The 12503-nt window shown below is 36.7% G+C and carries 11 protein-coding genes and 1 pseudogene; 8 read left to right on the plus strand and 4 right to left on the minus strand.

What is annotated here, in order from left to right; all coding sequences use genetic code 11:
- Positions 1-290 (plus strand): annotated as a pseudogene (locus ACOVO2_RS01885) (tRNA (adenosine(37)-N6)-dimethylallyltransferase MiaA); the annotation flags it as partial.
- Positions 287-1066 carry a hypothetical protein gene (locus tag ACOVO2_RS01890; protein ID WP_421768344.1) on the plus strand — a complete coding sequence of 260 codons (780 nt, stop codon included), beginning with the start codon at positions 287-289 and terminating at the stop codon, positions 1064-1066. The pseudogene ACOVO2_RS01885 and the gene ACOVO2_RS01890, both read left to right, overlap by 4 nt.
- 48 nt (positions 1067-1114) lie before the next feature.
- Here the strand turns inward: ACOVO2_RS01890 and ACOVO2_RS01895 are convergent, their stop codons facing one another.
- From ACOVO2_RS01895 to ACOVO2_RS01910, 4 genes are all read right to left on the minus strand, one after another.
- Positions 1115-1723, minus strand: coding sequence for a DJ-1/PfpI family protein (locus ACOVO2_RS01895; RefSeq protein ID WP_421768345.1), 609 nt, complete (start codon positions 1721-1723; stop codon positions 1115-1117).
- A gap of 9 nt (positions 1724-1732) precedes the next feature.
- Positions 1733-4303 carry a T9SS type A sorting domain-containing protein gene (locus ACOVO2_RS01900; protein ID WP_421768346.1) on the minus strand — a complete coding sequence of 857 codons (2571 nt, stop codon included), beginning with the start codon at positions 4301-4303 and terminating at the stop codon, positions 1733-1735.
- Between the two features lie 777 nt (positions 4304-5080).
- On the minus strand, positions 5081-6046 hold the full coding sequence (gene miaA / locus ACOVO2_RS01905) for a tRNA (adenosine(37)-N6)-dimethylallyltransferase MiaA (protein ID WP_421768347.1): 966 nt from the start codon (positions 6044-6046) through the stop codon (positions 5081-5083).
- Positions 6043-6756, minus strand: coding sequence for a hypothetical protein (locus ACOVO2_RS01910; RefSeq protein WP_421768348.1), 714 nt, complete (start codon positions 6754-6756; stop codon positions 6043-6045). The genes miaA and ACOVO2_RS01910 overlap by 4 nt, the downstream gene beginning before the upstream one ends.
- 315 nt (positions 6757-7071) lie before the next feature.
- Here ACOVO2_RS01910 and ACOVO2_RS01915 point away from each other — a divergent pair, with 315 nt between their 5' ends.
- From ACOVO2_RS01915 to ACOVO2_RS01940, 6 genes are all read left to right on the plus strand, one after another.
- Complete coding sequence (locus tag ACOVO2_RS01915; protein ID WP_421768349.1) at positions 7072-7752, plus strand: hypothetical protein; 681 nt, start codon at positions 7072-7074, stop codon at positions 7750-7752.
- A 185-nt stretch (positions 7753-7937) separates the two neighbouring features.
- Complete coding sequence (locus ACOVO2_RS01920; protein ID WP_421768350.1) at positions 7938-8741, plus strand: mechanosensitive ion channel family protein; 804 nt, start codon at positions 7938-7940, stop codon at positions 8739-8741.
- 127 nt (positions 8742-8868) lie between these two features.
- On the plus strand, positions 8869-9276 hold the full coding sequence (locus ACOVO2_RS01925) for a MaoC family dehydratase (protein ID WP_421768351.1): 408 nt from the start codon (positions 8869-8871) through the stop codon (positions 9274-9276).
- Positions 9277-9472: 196 nt separating this feature from the next.
- A complete protein-coding gene (locus ACOVO2_RS01930; protein ID WP_421768352.1) occupies positions 9473-10261 on the plus strand; it encodes a hypothetical protein in 789 nt (262 codons plus the stop codon).
- A gap of 136 nt (positions 10262-10397) precedes the next feature.
- Complete coding sequence (locus ACOVO2_RS01935; protein WP_421768353.1) at positions 10398-11774, plus strand: glycoside hydrolase family 30 protein; 1377 nt, start codon at positions 10398-10400, stop codon at positions 11772-11774.
- Between the two features lie 14 nt (positions 11775-11788).
- Complete coding sequence (locus ACOVO2_RS01940; RefSeq protein WP_421768354.1) at positions 11789-12454, plus strand: carbohydrate-binding family 9-like protein; 666 nt, start codon at positions 11789-11791, stop codon at positions 12452-12454.
- Positions 12455-12503 lie beyond the last annotated feature (49 nt).

The following is a 12503-nucleotide window of genomic DNA, read 5'->3' on the forward strand; positions in this document are numbered from 1 at the left end:
GCATCAATCTCCGCATGGATTTGATGCTGAAAAATGGTTTGATGGAAGAAGTAAAAGGTCTGCTTGATTACCGAAATCATAATGCATTGCAGACCGTTGGCTATAAAGAAGTGTTTGAATACATCGATGGCAACTACGATTATGCCACAATGGTTGAGCTTTTAAAACGAAATTCTCGTCGATATGCCAAACGCCAAATGACTTGGTTTAAGAACCAAGATGCTTTTGAGTGGTTTTATGGCACTGATTTTGAAGGAGTTAAGGCATACATTGTCTCGAAGTTGTTATGAGATTAGTCATTTTAATATCTATTTGCTGGATTTCCTTACAAAATACATTCGGTCAGAGCTTTGAAGAAATGAAGCATTTGACCGATGATAATACCGTATATAAACAGTTCCGTCAGTTTTATTACAAATATTATTTTCTGAAAGAAAAAGACACTTTACTCGTAAAACTCTACACTAAACCCGAACACATTGCTCCTTTTGAACTAAGTTGGAAACTCGAACGTAAATCAAAACTAACTTTCGAACAAGATTATACCGCCATTCATTACTTGGCCATGACCGTTAAAGCAGGTGATTATTTCGGTCAAGCCTCGCTCCTACAATACGACTATTTGAGCAAAGAACGCCGAGGAATGAAACACGAACAAACTGGATTAGTGGAAGTATGCAGCGATATTTCGATAACACCCCCAACAGAAGGACATTTTTTGATAACGGAGCTAAATCCCCGCCCCGAAATCCGTGAACCACTCATCAAAGATAATACTTGGTATAGCACCCACACGACCAGCGATGTTGGCGGGAGTGATAAATGGAAAACTTGGCAGGGTGCAGTTGAAGTTAGCAGCAGCTACCGCATACGAGATATTCAGACCATCAAAACCAATATTGGTTTCTTGAAATGCTTCATTATTGATGCCAATGCCCAAAGTTTGGTAGGCGAAACTCGGCTTGTGGCTTACTATAACGAAGAATATGGTTTCGTAAAACTCAACTATACGAATATTGATGGTAGTTACTTAGTGATGGATATCAATTCGGTGAAAAAGTTTTAGGTATTTGATAACGTCGGCAGGGTTTTGAACCCTGCCGACGTTCATTTTTTACACCCAATAATCATACTGAATATAAGTAGCCGTATCAACCGCAGTGGCTTCGCCATGCAATTTTGAAACTACATACAGTGACATATCAATTCCTGCCGAAACGCCAGCCGACAAAATAATTCGACCATTATCAACCCAACGTTTTTCAGGAAAAATTTGGGTATTTGGTGCAATTTCTCGCATTACATCAATAGTCTTATAATGAGTTGTGGCACAAAGCCCTTCGAGCAAACCAGCTTTTGCCAAAATCATTGAACCGGTGCAAACTGATAGTAATAACTCTACTTTATCATTCATTTCTCGCACCCAATCGAGCAGTTTTTGATTATTCATTTCTTTGCGAGTACCGAAAGGAGTTCCATCAGGTTTAAAACCACCACCACCAGGAATCAATAAAATATCAGGTGTTGGGCAGTTTTCAAAAGTATAAGTTGCTTCTACAATTAAGTTATTTCGAGCGGCTATTTTTGGTTTTTCGGCTACCGTGAACACTTCAAAAAGCCCCGCTCCCCCATTTTGCTTTCCTGTTACTCCAAAAACCTCAAAAGGGCCTGTGAAGTCGAGAACTTCTACATCATCGAAAATAAAAATGGCTACTGTACGCATATTTGATTATTAAAATTTCACAACTTTTATACTATATTTCTTTGCATCCAATATAATTTTCAATGAGTAAATACCACTTGAGAGGTTAGTCAGATTAATGCTATTTTCATTCTCTAAACTCATCTCTTGTAATTTTTTACCCATCAAATCGAACAACTCAATTTTTGCATCTTTCAAATCTAAGGTATTACTTTTGATATTCAAAAAATTAGTTGTGGGATTCGGATAAACATTAATTTCTGGTTTTTCAATCATTTCTTCATTGCCTAAAACAATAGCAGTTTCTTCTTGAACTTCTTTTATTCTCCATAGTTGTTTACCCGATTTAGGCGTTGTAGCAAAACAATATAAATATTTGCCAATTTTCATCAGATTTTCGGGATATGAACTAAAAGTCCCCTCCCAAATATCGGCTATTTGCCGAGTACCTTTGCTTGTTCCATCTGTTTCCCAAAGTTCATTGCCTGTTTGAACATTATTAGCCGTAAAATATAATTTTGAACCAACTGCTATATATTTTAGGGCATAACCAAGCCCATCTGCTATTTTTATGGTGCTTGCAAATGAGCCATCCGTTACCCATAATGATTGACTAAAATTATCATTTGTAGATGAGTATCGACCCAAAGCGTTAATTGCGTAATATTTACCAAATTTCTTTTTGTTTTCTACCCAAAGCAAATTGTCCGTTACGGGTACTTTCGTGATACCACTCCCAAAAGTTAAATCGTATATTTTAAACTCTTTTGAGGTTTGGCTATAAATAATCTCAAATTGCTGATTTTTATCAAAAACCGATATTTCTTTATTTTCTATTTCTTTTACCACACCATCTTTGTAGATACCATAATCTATAATATTATTCGATTCGACCAAAGACCAAACAAATTGGTCGGTAAAATCACCGATAGCATTGATACTTTGTACATTTTTGTAAGCCCAAACAACTCTGGTCGTTAATTTATCACTATCATAAACAAGTAGTTTATTTTTACCATCGGATTGGTTATAAATCGTAAATAAATAATCATTGTTTACTTTTTTATGAAAATATAGTCCTCTTCCATCACCTTGATAAATTTTAGTTATTTTTTCAGTTTTGAGATTAACTTGATAAATATTTGACCAGAAATCCCAAAAGACAACTTCATCGTTAGATACTCTTTGAGTGTAAACGTTTGAAATATAAGCAGCTCCACTGATTATTCTTATTTTTTCATTTTCATACACACATAGCTTAAGGTCGCTAAAAAAAAACAACTTTTCTTCATATACTACCTGAGGTCCCCCAAAGCTAAACTTTCCGAGAAGCTTAGAACTATTGTATGGTGGTTTTATTAGGCTCAGAGTTTCTCTTTCTCTTACCAAGACATTGCCATTGGCAGATACATGTATAATACCTTGAGAATCTTGTTTGCTTAATTGCGGAAGAATTTTAGTGCCTGCATCAGTAAAATCAGTTACTACATTTTGATATGGCCCTTTCTTAAAAAAATATTTTCCTGCAGCAGTAAATACCTCTTTTGTATCATAACTCGAAAAATCAGAGTTCACAAATGTAGTTACAAATCGCATTTGCTTAGTAAGTGAATTAAAATGGTAAATTGCCAAGCTGTTATAGTCAATACCTTTATAATAAAAATACAGTAGGTAACTATTATCATTGAGTTTGTTTGAAACTCTAAAATCGTAGAAATACTGCACTGAATCACTAACAACGATTTTTTGTAGTTTATTTCCGTCAAAATGATGGATAGAAAATTCATTTTCAAACGAACGAACTAATAAAAAAAGATTTTCATCTACTATTTGAGGGCTTATAATTGCACTATTATAAGTTTTCTCCTGGAAAGTCTTTACTATTCTTATACTTCTTTTGAGTGTATCTAAAAAGTATAAACTACTTTTTTCAATCCATGAAAACTGATTATTAGCAATCGAAATACTTTGCGAAAAAGGCTGAGAAAGAGTATCAAACTTGATAATTTTTTTCTGTTTCAAATCAAAGCCTAAAATAGGTGCAAATCCAAATTTTTTGGGGCAAATTTTTAGTATTTCACCTTCTTGCTTCAATGCAAACAATAAACCTTCATATCCATAGTCCCATAAAGGATAGGGCGATTGAGAAATTTCATTGACTAAATAGCTGTCTAAAACCCCTGTTTTTAGGTTTAAACGTTCTAAATATTTGTCTTTTACAATATTTTTATTGGTCGAATCAAAAGTGTAGCTTATAAAATGTAAGTTATCATGGATAACCTTAAAATTGGAATAAAATATCAATCCCCAGTAATAAAAGCCTAAAGAGATTTTTAAATTTTTATTTACCTTTTCTATTTTCTTACCGTTAATTATCTCACTTCGTAGAATGGTGTAATTCTTTTCTGTACCATACAGCTCTACTTGATTTAGTGTATCATTAGAAAAGTAAAATGTTTCAAACAAAGGAGTTCCTGTTTTTGGTGCTAAATATTTAAACTCGTTCCGAGTTTTATCATAAGTATATTGCTCCATTATCGCACTATTGGTACCATTGGGACCATTTATAGTTAGTGCATCTATGATAAAAGTATCATTCAATTGCCTAATATTTGAGATACTCGTTGTTTTTTCGGTTGGAAATTTGGCAGTTTGTTTTTCAAGGTTTTTATCAATGATAGTTACAGTCTTTTCTGAATAGTTGGAATTAGTGCCAATGATAAAATTCTCTAAAATAGTCAAGTTAATATTTGATAAATCTTCGATTAGTACCTTCAATCCATAATCATTGTTAGTTTCATCAAAAACAAGTTTAGATAAACCTTTCCCTCTAAATAACATTTTATTATTGAATATAAATACACTTCCAGCTTCATCAAATTTATAGATTTGTCGAAGACTACCAACTGTGGCATCACAAGTCCATAATTCCGAACTAAATGGGTGTTTATTAAATACGAAATATACCCTATTGTTGAAAACATAGCTTGAAAAGCTGGAAACGTTAACATCGGGAAATTTTCCAATAAATTTTGTAGCAGAATCTCCAATTGTATTATACCAAACACTTCTTTCGGAATACTGGGATGATTGAGTATAAAAAATTGTATTGTTTACTTTGCCAACTAACGAATAAAAATCGGAGTATGTATTTTCGTATTTAAAATCAGTTATTTGCGTTTGGGCAAAGCAAAACTGATTAAAAATCAACAAAACGCATACAATTAAGTTTCGTTTCAATGGTAAAAATGGGGGCTTCATAATTCAAATAATAATGTTTCGAAGAGCATACTATTATGTTAGTAAAATCATTACATTAAGCATTTGACTTTATTTTAGTGGAAAAGGTTGTAATCAGAAAAGAGAATGATTACAGGTTTAGATTTTAATCAATTTTATTATATCCTCGGTCATTTCTTCCACAGACTGCATTCCATCCAACCAATTGATTTTGATACCTTTACGCTCCATACTTCTGAAAAACGTCATTTGGCGTTTGGCAAATTGATGAATCGCTATTTCGAGGCGTTTTGCCATTTCATCGTAAGATAAATCGCCAACCAAATACTCGGTAATGAACTTATATTCGAGGCCGTAGAAAATTAATTTTTCGGCCGAAATACCGCTTTCGAGCAAGGTTTTCACCTCTTCAATCATGCCATTCTGTAAGCGGTCGTGCAAGCGTTTCGTGATTCTTTCTCGGCGAATTTCTACTGGAATGGCGATACCAAAAACAGCCCCTACCCCTCCCCGATGGAGAGAGGAGAGAATAAGCTCTTCTTTCAAATCTCCATTTTCTGACTTCCATTTACCAATTTCTATGGCACGAATCAATCTTTTTCGTGTCGAAATATCGGCATTTTCTTGAAAGTATTTTTCTTGAAAAATGGCTTCTAATTCTTCATCAGTTTTTAACGACATTTCATCTCTAAACTCCTGACTAATAGGCACTTGTGTATCTTCATAATTTCGCAAAACTGCTTCGATATACATTCCTGTTCCACCACACAGAATAGGAGTTTTATTTCGAGCAATAATATCTTGATAAGCATTCTGAAAATCTCTTTGAAAAAACGCCACATTATAACTATCGCCTGCCTCTACAATATCAATCAAATGTAAGCCTTCAATGCCAGCTAACCAAGCCTGATTTTGCTTAAAAACTGGCAGATAATCTGCATAATCTTTGCCCGTTCCGATATTCATTCCTCGATAAACCTGTCGGCTATCGGCACTGATAATTTCGCCATTAAGTTTGGATGCGACATTAACCGCCAACTTCGTTTTTCCCGAAGCCGTTGGGCCTAAAATCACCACCAAAGGAATATCTTTTTTTTCTATCATTGCTTCAATTTCATCAAAAACTTCCAATTTCCTGAGTTGTAGCACCTCATCTCCTCTCCTTGAAGGTGAGGGGTGTTAACTACTAAATTTCTCGTCAATGTTTCATCATCAACTACAAAACTCAAAGGTTCGGTTAGTTCTATTCGCTCAAAACCAATTTTTTCGTAATTTGTTCCGTCCGACCAATCGGCATCGGCATAAGTCATAATATCATCGGGGGAGTGTTCGTCCGTAAATTTTTTCAATAATTTGTTTAATCCGCCCACCACCGTCAGACCCTTATGATTGGCAAACCTAATCATTTCATAAGAGCGGTATTCTTGGCCTTCCCGAATAAACTTTTTAGGATTACTAAATGAAGCCACTGCCACCAAAAGTGCTTCATTATCAATATTTTCGTGCAAGATAGCTTCGTTTTTGATAACTCTAAAATAACGTTTGGGTAAAAACAAACCGTATTTCAATTTAGCATTGGCTTTGCTTTGTAAATGATTATCAATCAGAAATTTATCAAGCGTTGGCTTGTCAATGCGTTGTACTTGCGTGAGTCGAGCAGGAATCGTTTCACTTTTTCCAAACAACGACATCAATCTCGATTCAACGATGGTACGTTTAGTTTGCCAAATGTCTTCCCAAAGATGTATGACTTTGATGTTTTTTTGAGCCAATAAAAGGCCAATTTTCTGAAAAAAAGCAGGGTTATCAATCATCGTTTCAAAAGAAACACAATGAATAGCAAGACTTTTTTAGGGATAAAATAAATAATCAAATGGGCTCTCTGGAAAATCTTGAGGATTGGAAATTAGCTCCAAATCGATGTTTTGCGAAAGGAATGAATATATTTGAGAGGCTAATTTTTGCAAAGGTTAATTGTTTTTAATGGCAATTTTTCAATATTTTTGTAATAGAATACGTTATATAAGATGTATCGAAACAATAAGCAACTAAAAATTATAATTTATTGAGATTCAAACCTTTATATTCGTTTTTTTGTTTAATTATTGGCTTAAATCTATTATAAAGTTATGAAACTGCTTCGTTTTATTACGCTCAATTCTTGGATTATTTTACTGCCATTGGCAAGTAATGCTCAAGTATCTCGTGCCTATATGCTCGATGAAGCCGATACTTACTTTAAATCTGGTCGCTACTGGGACGCCTTCTTCAAATATCGTGAGTGTGCAAATTTACCAGAATTTGAGGCATCGAGCCAAATTAGTGAGCAAATAAAAAATAGTTCGCACGCATTGTATCTGACCAAAAAATTCAAAGATTATTTTGCACTACAAAGATATGCACCAGCCAAAGAAAATTTGTTGGCTTTGGTGAGTTTGAATCCGAATGACCCCAATCGTGGGCAAATCGCTCATATTACGTTGGCCCAAGGAGCTGAATTGCAGCGTTTGGCGATGCGTCAGCGTACGCCCGCAGCTACGGCCGATATGCTCAAACGTGCAATGGCTTTTTACTACCAGGCCGCAAAAGAGGGTTTGATGGAAGAATCAGTTTTGGCAATTAAGCAATGTGAAGCTTCGATAAAAGAAACAAAAGTGCCAATGGAAGAAACAACTGCACCAGTGATGGTCGAAACCAAACAACCAAGTGTTTCGCCACAAGCAGCTTCTTCGTCGGTAGCTTCGCCATCGGTAGCAACCCCAAGAAAGCCTGTAGAAGTAACGATAAATCCTGCTCCGAAAGGAAATTGAGATTAGTTACTGGGAAATTGCGGGGTCACCCGTGCGGTTTTGAAAATACAAACGGCTGTCAATCTGAGATTGGCAGCCGTTTTTGTTTATAATTCAGGAATTCGCACTAAAAAACACGCCAACGCTGTTACTTACTCGCTGAACCATTGTCTTAACAATAACTCTAAACAATTTTTGCTAATCTTATGGAAAAATACACTGACCAATTTATGTCAATGGCCTTGCAATATGCACCTAAAATTTTGCTGGCTGTTGTTACCCTCATCGTAGGCTTAAAGATTATCACTTGGCTTACTGGCCTCCTACAAAAAGTACTCAGAAATCGCCACGTCGATGAAAGTATCATTCCCTTTTTAGGTTCTATTCTTAGTGTTTTACTAAAAGTTGTTTTACTGATTACCGTTGCCGGAATGTTCGGTATCGAAACCACTTCTTTTGTGGCTTTGATTGGCGGTGCGGGCTTGGCAGTTGGTTTGGCTCTGCAAGGTAGTCTGGGGCATTTTGCGAGTGGTGTTTTAGTATTGATTTTCAAACCTTATAAAGTAGGCGATTTGGTGACAGTCGCAGGCTTTACGGGCGAAGTAGAAGAAATACAAGTTTTTACAACAGTTTTAAAAACCCTCGATAACAAAAGGATTATCATTCCAAATGGTTCGATTACGTCTGGGCCAATTACTAATATTTCTGGACAAGGCGAAATCAGAGTTGATATGCAATTTAATGTGGCTGGCTCAGAAAGCATTGATAAAGTACGAAAAGTGGTAAACGAAGTGGCCAATAGCTGTCCATTAATATTGAAAGATAAACCAACCGATGTATTGGTCAATTGCTTGGAAACGGGTATTATAAAATTCGATGTGCGTCCGTGGTGTAAAAGTGCCAGCTACTGGGATGTATATTATTTTATGCAAGAAAATATTAAACGACAATTTGATGCTCAGGGTGTACAAGCCCCTATGCCAGCAATGAACATCAACTTGGCTAAATAGAAAACATCACTCAACATAGATACTTCTTAACTGATGTATTCTATATAACAATAAAAAATGCCGCTCCTTTTGGGGTGGCTTTTTTTTTGCTATTTTTGACGATTATTTAAGAAAACACGAACTCATTATGCTTTTAGAAATAGGCGATACTTACCGCCAAAGCTTTAGTTTCTCGCAAGACGATGTGATAAAATTTGCCGAAGTAACGGGAGATAAAAATCCACTGCACCTCGATGCTGAATTTGCAGCCACCACACGTTTCAAACGTCCGATTATTCACGGCCACTTGAGCAGCAGTGTATTTACCCGTATTTTGGGAATGGAATTCCCAGGAGAAGGCTCTGTCTATATGAAACAAGAAACCGAGTATCTTTTCCCGATGTTTGTTGATACCGAATATGAAGTGATTTTTACGGTAATGAGCGTTGACCGAGAAAAACACGTTGCCGAAATTACGGGCGAAGTGTATATCAAAGGTACTTCTCGCCGCACTATCAGAGGTTTGGCTACGCTGATGCACTTGACTAAGATTTGATATTTTTCCACAGAATCGGGTATGAAAGGCTACTACCATTCGACCCGATTCTGTGGAATGTTTAAGTAAAAAACAATAAAGCCAGCACTTCGGCCGTTATAATCTAAACACCTTAAAAAATATTACTCACAAAACTTTCTTGATTTACGATGATTGTATCTTGACTTGTCCTTTCCCATAATTATTTCAAAAGACAATGAACAAGTACTTTAGAACCATGAATCGTATGCTTCTTGTGGCTTTATTTTTCCCACTCGTTAGCTTCTCTCAAACACACCGTGCTTACGCCGACGAACTTTTCAAAAAAGGCGATTATTACCACGCATTCTTTTTATACCGTAATCTTTATGGTACAAATCTCAGCGAAAACCAATTTGCTCAGCGTTGTAATACTGCCATTTCACTCACAAAGCAGTTTCTCGATTTACGTGCTTCCAAGCAATACTATGATGCAAAAACCAAGCTTCGTGAGTTACTCGAAATAAATCCCGATGATTTTCATGCTCCAATATTGCCACAATTATCAATCGAAGAAGCTACCTATTGGCAGAAACTGGCACTAAAACAAAACTCAGCGAAAGAAGTAAATTTAATGCTCGAAAAAGCAATTTCGCTCTACGAACAAGGAAAAGCCGACGGTTGGAATCAGACCGAAATTGATGATGCCATCAAACAATGTGAAGCCTCGAAAATAGACAGTGGAGTCAGCGAAAGAGTGGCTGGAATAAGTAATGCCCCTAAAGTTGAAATTGAAGTAGCAGCAGCACCAGCTACTACCAAAACAACTGAACCAACTACTACCGCAACAACCGCACAGGCAACTCCAGCACCAATCACAGCCGAAGTAAAACCCGAAACTCCGCCAATTCCAACTCCGGTTGTGCAGGCAGAATCTTCGGAGAAAAAGCCTGTACCACAAGTAAAAGTAGTAAAAACTCGCAGCAAGAAAATGCTTCCGAAAAGAGAAGTAGCAACAATAAAATAGTATTTTGCAAATTTTGCACAAAAGAGAGAGGTATTATTCAGATGAATAATACCTCTCTTTTGTTTCTCACCGTCCGTTCATTTCGATAAACAATCATTTTGTGTATCTTGCAGACACATATTCAACCAAAACTACAATGAAAAAACTTTCCACTCTTTTGCTATGTGCGTGGGTTTTGCAGGCGAATGCCCAAAACGTAGAAACATGGCTTACCAAAACCGACAAATCTGTTCTATTTCAGAAACAATCCAATACCCTTAGTTTTGATAAAATCAGTAACACTTCGCCCAGTATTTATGTAGATGATAGCAAGGTTTTTCAACAAATGGATGGTTTTGGTTATACTCTTACGGGAGGTAGCACACTACTTTTGAGCCAGATGAATGCTGTTGAAAGAGCTAAAATTTTGCAAGAATTATTTGCCACCGATGGCAATAATATAGGTGTAAGTTATTTGCGTATAAGTGTAGGTGCATCTGACCTCGACGACCACGTTTTCTCTTATGATGACCTTCCTGCGGGCGAAACCGACCCAAAACTTACCAAATTTAGTTTGGCGGAAGACAAAAAACACTTGATTCCTGTCTTGAAAGAGATACTGGCAATCAATCCTAAAATCAAGATTTTGGGGTCGCCGTGGTCGCCTCCTGCTTGGATGAAAACCAACAATAATTCTAAAGGAGGAAGCCTAAAACCTCAATATTATGGTGTTTATGCTCAATATTTGGTCAAATACATACAGGCAATGAAAAAAGAAGGCATTATGATTGATGCCCTCACGATTCAAAACGAGCCACTTCACCCTGGCAATAATCCAAGTTTATTGATGCCACAAGATGCACAAGCTGTTTTTGTAAAGAATAATCTCGGCCCAGCATTTAAGCAAGCGAAAATCTCAACAAAAATCATCATTTACGACCATAACGCCGACCGCCCCGATTATCCTATCAGTATTTTGAATGATGCAGAAGCTCGCAAATACATTGATGGCTCGGCATTTCATTTATACGGTGGTAGTGTAGAAAATATCAGAAGCGTTCACGAGGCTCATCCCGATAAAAATCTGTATTTTACCGAGCAATGGATTGGAGCTCCAGGCAATTTTGCGGGAGATTTTTCGTGGCATATCAAAAACTTAATCATTGGTGCTTCACGCAATTGGTGCAAAACTGTTTTAGAGTGGAATTTAGCCGCTGACCCAAAACAAAATCCACATACGGATGGAGGTTGTACCGAATGCTTGGGAGCTATCACGATTGGGCAAGACATTACTCGAAACCCAGCTTATTATATTATTGCTCATGCTTCAAAATTTGTTCGCCCAAATTCGGTGCGTATCGCTTCAAACATTACGATGTCGTTGCCGAATGTAGCCTTTAAAACTCCATCGGGCAAAACTGTTCTGATTGTACAAAACGAAGGTGGAAAAGCCCAAGAATTCAATATTCGATATCACAACAAACAAGTAACTACCACGCTCGATGCTGGCTCGGTGGCTACATATGTTTGGTAAAAACCGTCTAATTTATGCTTCAATTTTTATACATCATTTTGTTTGCTATGACTGCTACCCCAACCATCAGTTTACCTAAAAATACTTGGACTAAACTTCCAGAAACTCACTTTAAAAACGCCACTGACGGCAAAGTTTCGAGCCAAATAACCGAAGTAAAACTAAAAGCCGACGACCAATATTTGAGTATTGAATTCAACTGCTTACAAAATCCTTTTGTAGCACAAAATTCATACACAAAACACAATAGTGAAATGTATAACCAAGAGGTGTTTGAGCTTTTCATTGCCGAAGGCTCAGCCACTCCTACTCGTTATTTAGAATTAGAAATCAACCCAAACAATGCACTCTTTGCAGGTTGGATAGAAAACCCAACCAAAGAAGCACCCAAAAGTTGTGATTTTGTGAGCCACGAAAATGCAAAAATCATTCATTCGGTAAGCAAAACTGCCGATAGTTGGTCAGGAAAAATGCAAATTCCGTGGTCATTATTGGGAGGAAAATCACATACTTATCGTGTGAATTTTTATCGAATTATCTCGCTAAAATCACATACAAAACCTGATTGGAAAGGAACGCCCGCTACGTGTGCGTATCTGTGCTGGAGTCCGACTATGAGCGGTGCAACACCTCGTTTTCACCGACCAGAAGCTTTCGGGATTTTGAAGGTGGAAATGTAAACTAAGAGAGGCACGGATATAAATTCGTGCCTCTTTTTTAATCGTAACT

Source organism: Emticicia sp., assembly GCF_049241225.1.
Taxonomy (GTDB): Bacteria; Bacteroidota; Bacteroidia; order Cytophagales; family Spirosomataceae; genus Emticicia.